Origin of the sequence: Streptomyces sp. NPDC002054 (assembly GCF_040296685.1) — a bacterium.
GTDB lineage: Bacteria > Actinomycetota > Actinomycetes > Streptomycetales > Streptomycetaceae > Streptomyces.
Map to the genome: position 1 here is coordinate 384,586 of NZ_JBEOXT010000001.1, position 15,068 is coordinate 399,653.

Annotated in this window: 13 protein-coding genes and 1 pseudogene; 10 read left to right on the forward strand and 4 right to left on the reverse strand. The window is 71.4% G+C overall.

Features of this window, described 5'->3' with window-relative positions:
* Nucleotides 1–29 precede the first annotated feature (29 nt).
* A pseudogene (locus tag ABT123_RS01695) lies at nt 30–170 on the forward strand (transposase); the annotation flags it as partial.
* A 187-nt stretch (nt 171–357) separates the two neighbouring features.
* On the opposite strand, the gene ABT123_RS01700 reads toward ABT123_RS01695, so the two are convergent.
* Nucleotides 358–2,628, reverse strand: coding sequence for an MMPL family transporter (locus ABT123_RS01700; protein WP_351308131.1), 2,271 nt, complete (start codon nt 2,626–2,628; stop codon nt 358–360).
* A gap of 175 nt (nt 2,629–2,803) precedes the next feature.
* On the opposite strand from ABT123_RS01700, the gene ABT123_RS01705 reads away from it, so the two are divergent.
* A complete protein-coding gene (locus ABT123_RS01705; protein ID WP_351308134.1) occupies nt 2,804–3,976 on the forward strand; it encodes a sensor histidine kinase in 1,173 nt (390 codons plus the stop codon).
* Nucleotides 3,951–4,613 (forward strand): response regulator, encoded by a 663-nt coding sequence (locus tag ABT123_RS01710; RefSeq protein ID WP_190104669.1) that lies wholly within the window; start codon nt 3,951–3,953, stop codon nt 4,611–4,613. Before ABT123_RS01705 ends, ABT123_RS01710 begins: the two co-directional genes overlap by 26 nt.
* A gap of 55 nt (nt 4,614–4,668) precedes the next feature.
* Here the strand turns inward: ABT123_RS01710 and ABT123_RS01715 are convergent, their stop codons facing one another.
* A complete protein-coding gene (locus ABT123_RS01715) occupies nt 4,669–5,202 on the reverse strand; it encodes a MarR family winged helix-turn-helix transcriptional regulator (RefSeq protein ID WP_351308137.1) in 534 nt (177 codons plus the stop codon).
* A gap of 215 nt (nt 5,203–5,417) precedes the next feature.
* Here ABT123_RS01715 and ABT123_RS01720 point away from each other — a divergent pair, with 215 nt between their 5' ends.
* The 4 genes from ABT123_RS01720 (at nt 5,418) to ABT123_RS01735 (ending at nt 9,857) form a co-directional block, all read left to right on the forward strand.
* Nucleotides 5,418–6,488 (forward strand): alkene reductase, encoded by a 1,071-nt coding sequence (locus tag ABT123_RS01720; protein WP_351308140.1) that lies wholly within the window; start codon nt 5,418–5,420, stop codon nt 6,486–6,488.
* 14 nt (nt 6,489–6,502) lie between these two features.
* A complete protein-coding gene (locus ABT123_RS01725; protein ID WP_351308143.1) occupies nt 6,503–7,408 on the forward strand; it encodes an NADP-dependent oxidoreductase in 906 nt (301 codons plus the stop codon).
* Nucleotides 7,409–7,529: 121 nt separating this feature from the next.
* Complete coding sequence (locus ABT123_RS01730) at nt 7,530–8,324, forward strand: alpha/beta fold hydrolase (RefSeq protein WP_351308145.1); 795 nt, start codon at nt 7,530–7,532, stop codon at nt 8,322–8,324.
* 216 nt (nt 8,325–8,540) lie between these two features.
* Nucleotides 8,541–9,857 carry a phytase gene (locus ABT123_RS01735; protein WP_351308148.1) on the forward strand — a complete coding sequence of 439 codons (1,317 nt, stop codon included), beginning with the start codon at nt 8,541–8,543 and terminating at the stop codon, nt 9,855–9,857.
* A 7-nt stretch (nt 9,858–9,864) separates the two neighbouring features.
* Here ABT123_RS01735 and ABT123_RS01740 read toward each other — a convergent pair whose 3' ends face one another.
* A complete protein-coding gene (locus ABT123_RS01740) occupies nt 9,865–11,232 on the reverse strand; it encodes a M64 family metallopeptidase (protein ID WP_351308151.1) in 1,368 nt (455 codons plus the stop codon).
* A gap of 149 nt (nt 11,233–11,381) precedes the next feature.
* Between ABT123_RS01740 and ABT123_RS01745 the strand changes: the two genes are divergently transcribed.
* Nucleotides 11,382–12,710 (forward strand): helix-turn-helix domain-containing protein, encoded by a 1,329-nt coding sequence (locus ABT123_RS01745; RefSeq protein ID WP_351308154.1) that lies wholly within the window; start codon nt 11,382–11,384, stop codon nt 12,708–12,710.
* 43 nt (nt 12,711–12,753) lie between these two features.
* Here ABT123_RS01745 and ABT123_RS01750 read toward each other — a convergent pair whose 3' ends face one another.
* A complete protein-coding gene (locus ABT123_RS01750; protein WP_351308157.1) occupies nt 12,754–14,193 on the reverse strand; it encodes a hypothetical protein in 1,440 nt (479 codons plus the stop codon).
* A gap of 129 nt (nt 14,194–14,322) precedes the next feature.
* On the opposite strand from ABT123_RS01750, the gene ABT123_RS01755 reads away from it, so the two are divergent.
* Nucleotides 14,323–14,751 carry a hypothetical protein gene (locus ABT123_RS01755; protein ID WP_351308159.1) on the forward strand — a complete coding sequence of 143 codons (429 nt, stop codon included), beginning with the start codon at nt 14,323–14,325 and terminating at the stop codon, nt 14,749–14,751.
* Nucleotides 14,745–14,990 (forward strand): helix-turn-helix transcriptional regulator, encoded by a 246-nt coding sequence (locus ABT123_RS01760; RefSeq protein WP_502970820.1) that lies wholly within the window; start codon nt 14,745–14,747, stop codon nt 14,988–14,990. The genes ABT123_RS01755 and ABT123_RS01760 overlap by 7 nt, the downstream gene beginning before the upstream one ends.
* Nucleotides 14,991–15,068 lie beyond the last annotated feature (78 nt).

A 15,068-nucleotide genomic window follows, 5' to 3' on the forward strand; every position in this document is an offset into this window, starting at 1 on the left:
GCACGGTCCGGTCCGATAGACGGTCTTACGTGACGCGAGTGCAACTGACCGATCCGGATTGGGAGTTCATCGAGCCGTACCTGCCGATTGGCGAGTACGGCCCGTACCCCGAGCGACTGCGGCAGCAGTTCGAGGGCGTGATCTGGCGGTTCAAGACGGGCGGGCAGTGGCCATGAGCGACACCATCCAAGCCGTCGCCGGACTGCTCTCACACCAGCAGACCGCCACCTGCGGGCCCGGTCAGCCATAGTGACCACCGGGCCGACCTGCACCTTTCGGCGTCGCACCGCCAACCATGCACGAGCTCGTTAGGTGACGCGCTGAGGTGCCGGACGCCAAGGGCGGGCAGGAGTTGAGTCAACGGTCAGCCAGCCGTGGACGCGGGGCCTCACCCGTGGATTCCGCCTCGGTGTCGTCGGTGCCGACCGGGCCGCGGGGAAGCATCCAGTCCAGCCACTTCGGCAGCCACCAGTTGGTCCGGCCGAGGAGTGTCATGGTCGCCGGTACCAGCACCATGCGTACGACCGTGGCGTCGATGAAGATCGCGGTGGCCAGGCCGAGCCCGAACATTTTGGTGGAGGGGTCCTCGGCGACGGCGAAGGACAGGAAGACCGCCACCATGATGAGGGCGGCCGAGGTGATGATCCGGGCGGTGCGCGAGATGCCCTCGACGATCGCCGTGCCGTTGTCGCCGGTGCGCAGGTACTCCTCGCGTACGCGGGAGAGGAGGAACACCTCGTAGTCCATCGACAGGCCGAACAGGATGGCGAAGAGGAACATCGGGATGAACGACACGATCGGAACCGTCGCTTCCAGCCCGATGAGTGCGCCTCCCCAGCCCCACTGGAAGACCGCGACCATGATGCCGTAGGCCGCGCCGATGCTCAGCAGGTTCAGCAGTACCGCCTTGAGCGGTACGAGTATCGAGCGGAAGACCAGCATCAGCAGCAGGAACGACATCGCCAGCACGGCGGCGACGAACACCGGCAGGCGTTGGCTGGTGCGTTGGCCCACGTCGGACAGGCTTGCGGCGGCCCCGCCGACGTGCGCCCTGGCCGGGCCGTGCCCGATCGCCGTGGGCAGCACGTCGGTGCGCAGCCGGGCGATGGTGTCGGCCGTGGCCTTGTCCTGAGGGCTGGTGGTCGGGAACACCACGAGGGTCGCGATGCCGGTGGCCCGGTCGATGTGCGTCGGCGCGACGGATGCGATGCCCGGATCCGCCGCGACCGCCCCGACGAGTCGGTCCAGCACTCCCGGATCACCGGTGGGGTCCGCGGCGATGACGAGGGGACCGTTGGTGCCCGGGCCGAACCCCTCGGCGACGAGGTCGTAGGCCCGGCGCTCGGTACGGCTGTGGGGCAGTGAGCCGTCGTCGGGCAGGCCGACGCGCAGGCCGAGCACGGGCAGCGTCGCGGTCAGCAGCAGCCCCGCCGCGGCGACCGCGTACAGCACCGGGTGCCGGCTGACGTGCCCGATCCAGCGACGCCACCCGGCGGCGGGAGCGGCGCCTGCCGCCGGGTCCCGCCGCCGTGCGAGTCGGCCCGGCTTCCCGGTCTGCAGAGCCCGGCCGATCCGGCCGGCCCGGGCCAGGCGTGGGCCGGCGGCGCCGAGGAAGGCCGGCAGAAGCGTCACCGACGCGACCACCATGGTCAGAACGACGATCGAGACGGCGAGCCCGCCCACCGTCATGAACGGCACGTTCGCGACCGCCAGGCCGAGGATCGACACGACGACGACGCCGCCGGCGAAGACCACCGGCCGCCCCGCCGTGGCCACCGCTCGCCCCGCCGCCTCGCGGGGATCGAGCCCGCACGCGAGGTACTCCCGGTGCCTGGCGAGCACGAACAGCGCGTAGTCGATGCCCACTCCGAGCCCGACCATGCTGCCCAGGACCGGTGCGAAGGTGGGGACCTCTGTCACCCCCGCCAGTACCGTCATCGTGGCGACCCCGACGGTCAGCCCGAAGACCGCCATGCCGATCGGCAGCGCGGCGGCGACGAGCGAACCGAACGCCAGGAACAGGATCGCGGCCGCGGCGAGGAGGCCGATCAGCTCGCTCGCGCCGCCGTCGGGTTCGGAGAAGGCGTAGAAGAGGTTCCCGCCCATCTCGATGCGCAGCGGCAGCTCGGCGCGCAGCCGGTCGCCGAGATCGACGAGAGCGTCGAGGTCTTCGGCCGACAGCCGGCTCTGGTCGGGGTACTGCACCCGGACGACCGCGATCCGCCCGTCGGCCGAAACGAGGCCGCCGCGCACGGCGGTGTCCCCGTCCGCGTCGAGCGCCCCCGCCGGGTCGCTCGTGCCGAGCACGTGCGGCAGCCGCTGCACCTCGGCCCGCAGCCGCGTGAGAGCGGTGCGCGCGCCGTCGTCGTCGAAGAACGTCGCACCGCCGTCGAGGGGGGTGACGACCACTTGGGCGGTCATCCCCTCCTGGCCGGTGCCGGCCCGCTCGATCAGTTCCGCGGCCCGCCCGGAGTCCAGTCCCGGAGCGGTCATCGAGTCCGCGGTCCGCCCGCCGAAGGCGACGGCGGCGAGGACGGCGAGCGTGGCGGCGATCAGCCATGCCGCGATCACCCGCCAGGGACGGCGGGCGGCGCCCCCGCCCAGGCGCAACAGGGCTTTCGAGAGCATCGGGTCCTCCAACCACCTCGTCGGCCGTCCTTGTACGGCCGCCGATGCCGAGGTTCGTCGCCACGGCGCTCCGCGGCATCGGCTCGCGGGCCGCGGATCCGTCGGCCCCAGGGCGGAGTGACGACCCGTCCTTTCGGCCGATGCGCGGCACGCCGCGGTCCCTAGGCTGAGAACCGTGCTCCGAGACGACCTGCGAACCCTGTGGACCGAACCCCGGCCGCCCGACGCGCCCGCCCGGGTGTGGCGGGACTGGGCGCTGCTCGCCGCGGGCCTTGCCGGTGTGGCGCTGGAGGCCACCCTGCGCGAGACCATGGTGTGGCGGCCGGTGGCGGTGGTGTTCGCCGTATGGCTGTGCCTGCTGCCCCTGTGGCGCCGGACCCGCCCGCTGGCGATGGTCGAGCTGGCGTTCGGCTCGGTGATCCTGCTTCAGGTGGCCTCGCTCGTTGCCACACCGCGCGAGCCCGTCGGCCTGTACACCGGCGCGGTCGTGCTCGTGCTGGTGTACGCGCTGCCCCGGTGGGGATCGGGACGCGAGATCGTGCTGGGCGCCGCGGTGATCCTCGCGACCGGCGCGCTGTGTTCCGTCACGGACGAGACCCCGGTCGTCGAGAACCTCGTGGGCTTCGTCTTCCTGCTGCTGCCCGGCGTGCTCGGGGCTGCCGTGCGGTTCCGGGTGACCGCTCGCGAGCGGCAGTTGGAGCAGGTGCGCTCCCGCGAGCGCGAGCAGCTCGCCCGGGAACTGCACGACACGGTGGCCCACCACGTGTCGGCCATGGTGATCATCGCCCAGGCGGGCCGGGTGCTCGCGGGCACCGACCCGTCCGCCGCCGTCGAGGCGCTGGAGGGGGTCGAGGAGGAAGGGGCACGCACGCTGGAGGAAATGCGCGCCATGGTCGCCGCGCTGCGCGACCGCGGGGTCGGCGCCGAGCTGGCGCCCCCTGCCGGAGTCGCGGATCTGGAGCGCCTGGTGCGCACCCCGGGTGGTCGCCTCAGGGTCGACCTGGGGCTCGACGGCGAACTGGACGCGCTGCCCCCGGCCGTGGACGCGGCCGTCTACCGGATCGTGCAGGAGTCGGTGACCAACGCGCTGCGCCATGCGGTCGACGCGACCGAGCTCGTCGTCCGGGTCGCCGCGGAACGGCACACGGTACGGGTGAGCGTGCGCGACAACGGCCGGCGCACCGGCCGGGGTCGCGACGGATACGGACTTACCGGACTGCGCGAGCGCGCGACCCTGCTCGGCGGCACACTACGAGCCGGCCCGGGTACCGACCGGGGCTGGCATGTCGACGCCGAACTGCCGAGAGCGAGGAGCGAGAGCGGTGCCCATTCGCGTCCTCGTCGCTGACGACCAGACGATCATCCGCACCGGGTTGCGGATCATGCTGAACGCCCAGCCCGGCATCGAGGTGGTCGGCGAGGCCGCCGACGGGCGGGAAGCGGTACGTCTGGCCCGCGAACTACGCCCCGATGTCTGCCTGTTCGACATCCGCATGCCCGTACTCGACGGACTCGAGGCCACCCGGCTGGTCGCCGGCCCGGGCGTCGCCGACCCGCTGGCCGTGGTCGTCATCACCACGTTCGACCTCGACGAGTACGTCTACGGCTCACTGCGTGCCGGCGCCCGCGGATTCCTCCTCAAGGACACGGGACCGGACCTTCTGGCGCAGGCCGTACGGTCGGCGTCCGACGGTGAGGCGCTCATCGCGCCCAGCGTCACCGTCCGTCTGCTCCAGGCATTCGCGGACCTGCCCGCCGGCCGGCCCGTGGCCCAGCCGGTCTCACCCGTCACCGCCCGCGAGGAGCAGGTGCTTCTCGCCGTCGCTCGCGGGCTGACCAACACCGAGATCGCCGATGCACTGCACATCAGCCTCAGCACGGTGAAGACGCATCTGGCCAGCCTGATGGCCAAACTCGGCGCCCGCAACCGGGTCGAGATCGCGATGTGGGCCTACGAAACGCGCCGTATCCTCCCCGGAACCTGAGCCGGGTGCCGGGCCATGTCCCATGAGTCCCCGCCCGGACATCAGTGCACGCGCCCTAGTGCTCCGCGTTTGGCTCTGCGGGCTGGGCGGCGGCTCGTACGAGGTTCTGCTCCAAGCGTTCCAAGGTGGCAAGGGCATCGGCACGCTCGTCGTCCGAGAGACCCGCGGTCGAGATGTCCTCGAGCTGGCTCCAGACCCGCTCCACCTCCCGACGCAGGGCGTGGCTGGCCGTTGTGGGTTCGATGAGCGAGGCGCGCTTGTCGGTGGGGGAGGGGCGGCGGCGTACGAAGCCGGCCTGCTCGAGGCGTCGGACGGTGCGGGTCATGGTGGCGGCGTCGGAATCCATCAGGCGCACCAGGTCGATCTGGCGCTGGGGGCCGAGTTCCCAGAGGTGCATCATGACCAGCTCCTGGCCCGGGTGCAGGCCGATCCGGCGCAGTAGCTGTCCCGCGAACATGCGGTGCAGCCGGGCCAGCCGGAAGATCGCGTGACTGATCGGTCCGCTGCCGGCCGCGGCGGGGACCGGAACGGTGGCTTCCTGTTCCGTCACTCCGGAACCCTGCCCGGTCTCAGGTGTGGACTCGGCCATCTCTTCCTCACTCTCCTGCTTGAGCAGGGTAACTCTACCTCCCGCTGAGGTTCCCGCAGTCGCCTTCGCTTGTCGAGCGGCACATATTCCCAGGTAGGTGGGTTGTTACTTAGTTCACTTTCGATCCCCGGAGGCGGCCCTGAGGTGATTACTGTTCGGACAAGTGATTTACTTGTTCGGACAGGCAATCGGCACGCACCCCGAGGGAACGACCCATGACCACTGCTTTCGACCCGATCGACCTGGGCGGCAAGCGCCTCACAAACCGCGTCGTGATGGCGCCGATGACCCGCAGCCGCGCCTATGGGCTCGGCGCGGAGCCGACGGAGCTGATGGCGACGTACTACGCGCAGCGAGCCGGCGCCGGGCTGATCGTCACCGAGGGCGTCCAGCCCTCGCCCGTCGGCCAGGGCTACCCCGACACCCCCGGCCTGCACACGCCCGGCCAGGTGCAGGCGTGGCGGACGGTGACCGACGCCGTACACGGCGCGGGCGGGGTGATCTTCGCGCAGCTGATGCACACCGGGCGGATCGGTCACCCCAGCCTGCTGCCCGACGGCCTGACGCCGGTGGGGCCCTCGGCGGTCGCCGCCCAGGGCCGGGTTTACACCCACCAGGGGCCGCAGGACTTCATCACGCCGAAGGAGCTGAGCGAGGCGGAGATCCGGCAGACCGTCGCCGACTTCGCGACCGCCGCGCACAACGCCATCGAGGCCGGTTTCGACGGTGTGGAGATCCACGGCGCCAACGGCTATCTGATCCACCAGTTCCTCGCGGACAACACCAACCACCGCACCGACGCCTGGGGTGGCTCTACCGAGGGGCGGATCCGCTTCGCCGTCGAGGTCGTCACGGCCGTGGCCGAGGCGATCGGCGGTCGGCGGGTCGGTCTGCGGATCTCGCCCGGGAACCGGTACAACGACATCGTCGAGGACAACCCGGGCGAGGTCTACGGGGCGCTGCTGGACCGGCTCGCCGGTCTGGATCTTGCCTATCTGCACCTGATGGAGGGCCCTGACTCCACGCTGACCTCGCAGCTGCGCAAGGAATGGCCCGGCACGTTCGTCCTCAACCCGTTCACCTACCCCGACGTCACCGGCCTCGACGCGCTCAAGCTGATCGAGGACGGCAGCGCGGACATGGTGGCCTACGGGGCGCTGTTCCTCGCCAACCCCGATCTGCCTAAGCGTCTTGCCGTCGGCGGTCCTTTTAACGCCCCGGACCAGTCCACCTTCTACGGCGGCGACCACCGCGGCTACACCGACTACCCCACCCTCACCGATTGACCCGGGAGTTTCCGATGTCCAAAGCGATCACCTTCTCTGAGTACGGCACGCCCGAGGTACTGCGGCTGTCGGAGGTCACCCCGCCGGAGCCCGGCCCGGGCCAGGTCCGGATCCGGGTGCGAGCCGCCTCCGTGAATCCACTCGACATGAAGATCCGCTCCGGCCTGATGGCCGGCGCCGTCCCGGCGCGCTTCCCCGTGATCCCCGGCCTGGACGCGGCCGGTGTCGTCGATGTGGTCGGCGAGGGAGCCGACGCGGCCGTGGGCGACGAGGTCCTGGGCGCCACCGTCGGCGGCAGCTACAGCGAGTACGCGACGCTGGAGCAGCCGGTGGCCAAGCCTGCGGCGCTGTCGTGGGAGGTCGCCGCATCGCTGGTGACGGTCGGCCGGACCGCGTTCCGTGTCCTCGCCCAGCTGGGCGTGCGCGAGGGGCAGACCCTGCTCGTTCACGGTGCCGGCGGCAGCGTGGGCGTCATCGCCGTGCAGCTGGCCGTCGCCCGCGGCATCACCGTCATCGCCACGGTCGGCGAGCACGACATCGAGCGGGTCACCGCGCTCGGAGCCGTCGCCGTCCGCTACGGCGACGGTTGGGTGCAGCGGGCGAAGACCGCGGCACCCCAGGGAGTCGACTGCGTCTTCGACGCCTCCGGCGCCGGCGTCCTCGCCGACTCCGTCGCCCTGACCGGCGACAGCGCACACGTCATCACCATCGCCGACATGTCCGCCGCGCAGCACGGCGTCCGCTTCAGCGCGGGCGGCGCCGACCAGGCCGAGGAAGCTCTGCCGCAGCTGGTGCAGTTGGCCGCCGCCGGCATGCTCACCGTGCCCATCTGGCGGACCTACCCGCTCGAGCAGGCCGCCATTGCGCACGCTGACCTGGAAGCCCACCGCAACCGTGGCAAGGCCGTCCTGCTGCCCTGACGTCCCGGGCTGTCGGCACCAATATGCCGCCGACCGGCTGCGCGGATTGCCCGATGCCGGGCTCGTCACCCACGACCAGCACCGCACCACCTGTTACCCACACCCGCAGATTGGAATAGCCATGTCCGCACGCACCCTGCCGGATGCCACCTTCGCCCGCACCGTTCTGGGCTCCGGCCCCGGCCTCGCACTCGCCCACGGCGCCGGCAGCAGCGTGGCCGGCACCTACGGTCCGATCCTGGAAGGCCTGGCAGCCGGCCACACCGTCGTCGGCATCGACTACCCCGGCAGCGGCGACACCCCCCGCTCCACCACTCCGCTGGAGCTGGACGACCTGGCCGACCAGCTCGTCGCCGCCGCCGTCGCCGAAGGCCTGGACACCTTCGCCCTGTCCGGCTACTCCCTCGGCGGCCCCGTCGCCATCCGCGCGGCAGCCCGCCACCCCGAGCGCGTCACGGCCCTCGTGCTGACCGCCACCTTCCCCCACCCGGACAACCGCCTCGCTCTCGCCGTGTCCGTCTGGCGCCAGCTGGCCGAGTCGGGCAACCGCGAACTGCTGGCCGAGTACCTGACGATGATGGCCCTGGGCGCCGACGCACTGGAGGCCATGCCGGCCGAGCAACTCCAGCAGGCCCTCGCCTTCACCGCAGCCAGCATCGCCGACGGGACCCCTGAGCACGCCGAGATGGCCCCCCGGGTCGACGTCCGCGACGACCTGCCGCACATCAAGGTGCCCACCCTGGTCATCTCCACCACCCAGGACGGGTTCACCTCCACCCGCCTGCACCACCAGCTCGCCGACACCATCCCCGGCGCCCAGCTCGTGGAGATCCAGACCGGCCACCTGCCCATGGTGGAACGTCCTGAGGAATGGCAGAAGCTCATCACCACCTTCCTCGCCCAGCACAGCGCCTGATTGACCCGCCAACTCCCGGGCGGCGCCTGCGTCGGTGGCACGCGTACGACCGCATCGCGGTCAGCGAGATGCCGGCGCAGGCGGCCGGCCCGGGCTTCGCGGATCATGTGGTGTTCATGCCAAGTTTCGCTGTGCTACGGCTGCGGGCCGGGATGGCGGTTGGGAAGCGGGCCGATGCTGGGCCCGATGCGATTCCCGATATGAAGGAGCCACTTCGTGCCCCTCTCCCGTATCCGACGGTCGTGTGTGATCGGCGTCGTCGCCCTCGCGGCCCTCGCCGCCACGGTGCCGGCCCAGGCCCAGGCCGCCCAGTCCCACGCGCCCCGCGCCGCCGCGCTGCCGACCGTGACGCCCCGGGCCGAGACCGCCGCCCTGTACGACGACGAGGACGGTGGCAACGCGGACGCCGACGACCCGGCGATCTGGCGCAACGCGGCCGACCCCGGTCGCAGCCTCGTCGTGGCGACGGCGAAGGAGGGCGGCCTGCGGGTCTACGATCTCGATGCCCGGCAGATCCAGGCCCTGCCCGCCCCGGCCGGCCCGGCGCCCGGCGACGCACCCGGCCGCTTCAACAACGTGGACCTCGTCCACGGGCTGCGGCTCGGCACCGGCCGCGCCGACCTGGCGGTGACCACCGACCGCGGAAACGACCGGCTGCGCTTCTACCGCATCGACCGCGACCGGCCCGGCGGCCCGCTCACCGACGTCACCGACCCGGCGGCCCGGCCCGTCTTCTCCGCCGACCAGGCCGAGATCAACGACCAGCGGACCGCCTATGGCCTCGCCACCTGGACCGACCGCGCCACCGGCCGGGCCTACGCCGTCGTCAGCCGGCGCGAGACCACCAGCGTCGCTCTGCTCGAACTCCTCCCCACGAGCTCCGGCACCGTCGGCTACCGCACGATCCGCACCCTGGACCTTCCCTCCGTCTTCCGTCTGCCCAACGGCGCTTCCTGGTCGCCGTGCCTGGAACCCGGTGAACTGCCGCAGGTCGAGGGAATGGTGGTCGACCCGGCGGACGGCACGCTGTACGCCGGCCAGGAGGACATCGGCATCTGGCGGCTGCGGGCCGACCTCACGGGCACCCCGCAACTGGTTGACAGGGTCCGCGAGTACGGCAGGCCCGGCACCTACGACGAGGAGACCGAGGAGTGCACGCCGGGGGCCGACCCCGGGTTCGGCGGTCGCCGGCTCGCCGCCGACGTCGAAGGGCTCACCTTGGTCACCCAGCCCGACGGCGACGGATACCTGCTCGCCTCGAGCCAGGGCGACAACACCTTCGCGGCCTACGACCGCGAGACCGACGAAGGCAACGAGTACGAAGGCGGCTTCCGGATCACCGCCTCCGCCACCCTCGACGGCTCCGAGGAGTGCGACGGCGCGGCAGCCCTCAACGCACCCCTGGGGAACAGGTATCCGCGGGGCCTCCTCGTCGTCCAGGACGGCCACGAGACCCCCCAGAGCTCGGAGCGCGCCGCCACCGGCTTCAAATTCGTCGACCTCGGCAAGGTCCTGGACGCACTGGACGACTAAGCGGTCGCTAGAGGCGGACCTGCCATTCGATCGTGGCGCCCAGGGTGCGGGCGATCTCCGGGTCCCGCACCGACGGCGTACGGTCCTCGACCCGTACCGACAGCCGGTGGGACCGCAGGTCGATGAGGTGCAGGCCCAGGTCGGCGACCCGCACCCGGGTCCGGCCCGCGAACGGCCGCAGCTCCCGGCCGTCCAGGTACCAGCGTACGGTGAACCGCTGCGCGGCCGTCCCCGTCAGCCGGGGCAGGGCGACCGCAGCCGCCTGATGGCCGCGCAGCGTACGCCCGGTGGGCGTGAGCGCGGTGGCCGGACGCGCGTGCCGGTAGAAGCCGGCGATCATGGCCTCGACGCCGGGCAGGTTGAACGGCCGCTCCAGCACCCGCATCAGGGAGCCCTCCGTGGGCCGGTACAGCCCTGAGACGAAGTACCCGCCGCCTTCGTACGCGCCGACCGTGCCCCCGTCGGGAGAGGTTTCGCCCAGCCAGCGGTGCCACTTCTCCCCACGCGCGGCCATCGTGGCGGCGTCCAGGACGGACACGTTCGGCTCGGTCGGTTCGCTTCCGGTGTACCGCTCGTAGTCCGGCAGGCCGGGGTAGAAGTATTCGTCCGCCAGCCGGCCCAGGGAGTGGCCCGTCTCGTGGACGGCGACCTGCCCCGACTTCGCGTTGCCCGCCGAGGCCGTTGCGATGCCGTCGTAACCGAGGCTGTCGCTGGCCTCGTTGTAGCCGGCCCCGCCGTATTTGGCACTGTTCGCAAGGACCAGCACCAGGTCGGCGTCCGGCACGCGCGCCACGTACCCGTCGACCTTCTCCTGGTCGATGCAGAGCAGCCGCTCGATGTCCCCGCACCAGAAGTACGACCCCAGCGCGGTGTCCCGTACGGTGCCCCGGTCCGGGTCGCCGGTCACCCCGGACTCCCGGGAGACCGCATCGACCGTCCACACGTTGAACAGGCCCTGGTACGTCGTGTACGGCTCCACGGCCGCCACCTCCGCCCACTTCGACCGCGCATCGGTGTGGAACCGCGCCAGCTCCTCCGCCGTGTAGCCGTCGCCGACCACGACCACATCGAGCCGGTCGGCGGAAGGGCCGTTGTCGATCATCTTGGCGACCCCGCCGTCCGCCTCCCGTCCCGCGGCGGACAGGCGTCCGGCGGGCACGCCCCGGCCCGCGGCGGGCACCAGGGTGTGTCCCGATCCGGCGGTCACACCCTCCTCGGGGCCGGGTATCTCCACCTCCACCAGAGCGGGCGGCGGCGGGCCGGCCGACGCGGTACCGGGCACGGCGGCGAGCGCGGCGAGTGCGACGAGCGCGGTGACGGTGGCGGCGGCCACCCGCGCTGCCGGCAGGGAACTGCGGCGCAGGGTCGTACGCATGGGATCCTCCCCGGACACGGAATTAACCAGCGGCTTAAGCGAACTGAACCAGCCGCTTAAACTAGGGGGATGCCGGGGGACCGCGCAATGATCGCGTGCCAGCGAATGCTGGTGAATACTGGGGGAGTTGAACGAACAGGGGGTTCCCCGTGGATGAACCGGCCGAGATCGGCCGTCGGGTGCAACAGCTCCGCACCAGCGGCGGCATGACGCAGCGGCAGCTCGCCGAGCCCGCCTACAGCGCGGCCTACATCTCCACCCTCGAGTCCGGCCGGGTACGCCCCTCCGAGACGGCCCTGCGCTTCCTCGCCACCCGCCTCGGCACCACGTACGAGGAGCTCGCCACCGGCCGCCCCGCCCACCTGGCCACCGAACTCAGGCTCGCCCTGACCGACGCGCAGCGGACGCTGGCCACCGGCGCGGCCGACGAGGCCGCCGAGCACTACCGGCGCCTGCTCGCCGAGGCGGAGCGCCTCGACCTGCTCGCCGAGCGGGCCGAGGCGCTGCTGGGCCTCGGCGACTGCGCCCTGGAGTCCGGCGAACTCACGGCAGCGCGCGGCCACTTCGCCGCGGCCGAAACGCTGCTGGCCGGCGAACCGCTGCCGCGCCGGGCCCGCGCCATCCGCGGTCGCGCCGTCGCCCACCTCCTCGCGGGGGAGCTCCGGTACTCCTGCTACCTGCTCGAATCGACCATCGAGGAGCTGGAGGCCCGCGGCCTCGCCGACCCGGAAGCGCTGGTGATGCTGTACGCGGCCGTCATCAGCCCGTACATCGACATGGGCGCGCACGCGCGGGCGACCCACGCCGCCGAGACCGCCCTCGCCCTGGCACCGCAGGTCACCGACCCCGCCCTGGTGGCCGGCATGCACCGGCAGGTGGCCCGGACCTTCCTCGCCGAGGGGCGCACCGCCGACGCCGACGCCTCCCTCGCCAAGGCCCAGTCCATGTACCGGCAGCTCCGGCTGGCCACCGACCTCGCCCACTGCCACTGGATGCGCGGCTACGTCAAGGCGCAGAGCGGCGAACTCGACGCCGCGGAGGCGGAGTTGCGTACGGCCCGGAGCATGCTCGCGGCCCGGCGGGCCGCCCTGTACACCGCACAGGTGGAGGTCGAGCTGGCCGACGTCCTGCGCCGCCTCGGCCGCCATGGGGAGGCCGCCGAACTCCTGTCCGCCGTGCTGGACCTGGACGACCGCCACGGCGCCGTGCACGCCGGCGGAGCCCACCGGCTCCTCGGCCTGATGGCCGAGGAGCGCGGCGAGGTCGAAGCGGCCGAGGAGCACTACGTACGCGCCCTGGCCCTCCTGGAGCGCAGCGGGGCCACCGGCGACCTCGCCGATCTGTGCCGGCTCCTGGGCGACCTGCTGCGCCGTACGGGCCGGACCGAGGCCGCCCTCGATGCGTACCGCACCGGCCTGGGCCACCGCGCCGCGATCGGCACCACCACCCTGGGCCCGGCCCCGCCCGCCCCCTGCTGACCTCCGGCTGCGGCTCCGGCTGCGGCCCCAGCTCCGGCTGCGGCTACGGCCGGGCCAGGATGTCGGCCATCCGGTGCGCGTAGATCACCCGGCCGCAGGGGGAACCGGCGTCCGTGCAGGTCGCGTCCCCGTTCTCCATCCGGTGTTCGGACAGGGACCAGAGGTACTGCGTGCCGCTGCCCGGCCGGCTCTGCCCGTGCTCGATGTACAGGTCCTCGGGACCGACGGCATTGGTGATGTTGTTGCCGTAGTCCACCAGTCGGGTCCCGGAGACCTGGGCGCGCCGCAGGCTGCCGCTGTTGTTGAGGTAGCTGCGGTTGAAGTAGTACATGCCGTCGTAGCGGGCCGCGCCCTGAGTGAGGTCACGGGGCAGGTGGTACGCGCCCGATGCGGCGACCACACCGTTCGTCGTCTTCAGGAGTCCGGTGGCGTCGTCGATCGGCAGCGCACCGACCCGCCCCTTCTCGGGGTGCTCCTCGTCCGAGTTGCAGTACTCGCCCATGATCAGCGCCGGTGCCGCGAGGTCGCTGCGGTCGATCGAGATGTACGAGGCCTTCGGCGCTCCAGTCGCCACACAGGTTCCGGCCGAGGTGTTGCCCTGGGCGCTGGCGAACTTGTACGAGGCCACCTGCGGCATCACATAGCGGTAGGTGTGGCTGTAGTAGACGTTGCTCTGCCGGCCGATCTTCGTCTCGTCCCTGACATTGCTCTTCAGGCCGTCGAGCGTGGTGTCGTCCGCCGATGCGTTCTGGTCCGGGTTGAGGTCCAGGACCGCGCGCATGTCGAAGACCCGCAGGCCGTTCAGGGTGTCGGCGACGTAGAGGTAGTTCTTGTACCAGGCGATGCCTCCGGCGTGGAGGTCGACCGCCTTGTAGGAGATGTGCTGGAAGGAGTTGTAGTACGGCTCGACCAGCAGGACGTGGCGGTACCGGCGGCCGTCGGGGTCGCCGGGCACCGCGGTCTCCGGGTCGAGGAACGACAGCCGCACGCCCTTGTCGTGGCAGGTGGCGGGGTCCGAATCGCAGAGGTCCTTGCTCGCCTTGTCGTACCAGGCGGTGACCAACGGCTTGCGAGTGCCCCAGAGTTCGTCAGCCTGGGCGTCCGACACGCCGGTGATGCCCTGGGGTATCCATTCCTTGGTGTCGGAGTCGCCGCCGTCCCAGCAGAACTTCCGGTCCGGGGCGAGGATCGTGCCGCTGTCGCCCGTACCGAACGGATCGGTGGTACAGGAAGTGCCCGTCTTCGCGACCCGATTCCCCTGGTCGAGCAGGGTCTGGATGCCCTGTGTGGGGAGGGCCGCCTTGAGGGCGGTCACGTGGCCGTTCAGATCCGGCCCGGGCTTGAGGTTGAAGGAGGAGGCGACGGCCGGGTCGCCCGGGGCGGCCTGCGCGGGGGACCCGACCGCCGGAACGGAAAGGACCGCCGCGGCCAGCACGGCGGCCCAGGCAGCAGGCCGGAAAAAGGGAGTACGGGTGGAAATCATCCCGTGATCATTCCAACCCGGCGGTTCGCGCGTCCAGTTGGCGGCGCATGTCAAGAAATCTTGACACCACGTCAAGCGCTGCTTACATTCAACGTGTCAAAGGTTCTTTACATGGGGGCGGGAGCGCGAATGAGCCTCGAAGAGAAGCGCGCATGGAGCATGGGCCTGGTCACGGTGGTGGCATACCTGGCCTACCTGGCGGTCGTCCTCGGCCGGGCGGACGGCGGCGCCTTCGCGCAACTGCCGTACATCCCGGTGATGCTGTGGACCATCGGCGCGGCGATCGCTGCCTCGATCCTGATCCACATCGCCCTGGACCTCACCTCGGGGGAGCGCGGGCGCAAGACCGACCAGCGCGACCGGGAGATCGGCCGGTTCGGGGAGCACGCCGGGCAGTCGTTCGTCGTCGTCGGCGCGGTCGCGGCCCTCGTCATGGCGATGGCCGAGGTGGACCACTTCTGGATCGCCAACGCCGTCTACCTGGCGTTCGCGCTGTCCGCGGTGCTCGGCTCCACAGCCAGGATCGTCGCCTACCGCCGGGGCTTCCAGCCGTGGTGAAGTCGACCAGGATCACCAACAGCATCCGGTCCCTGCGGTTCGCCCACGGCGAGATGACCCAGGCACAACTGGCCGAGCGTATCGGCGTGACCCGTCAGACCGTCATCGCCATCGAGAAGGGCCGCTATTCCCCCTCCCTCGACATGGCCTTCCAGATCGCCCGTGTCTTCAAGGTCTCCCTCGAAGAGGTCTTCCAGTACCCGGACGGCGAGAGCGACCAGAAGGAGACTTCCCAATGACATTGTCAAGCTCGCGCCGTGACCGGTGGTGCGGCTTGGTAGCACGCTCCGTCGCGGATCATGGCCCACAGGACGTTG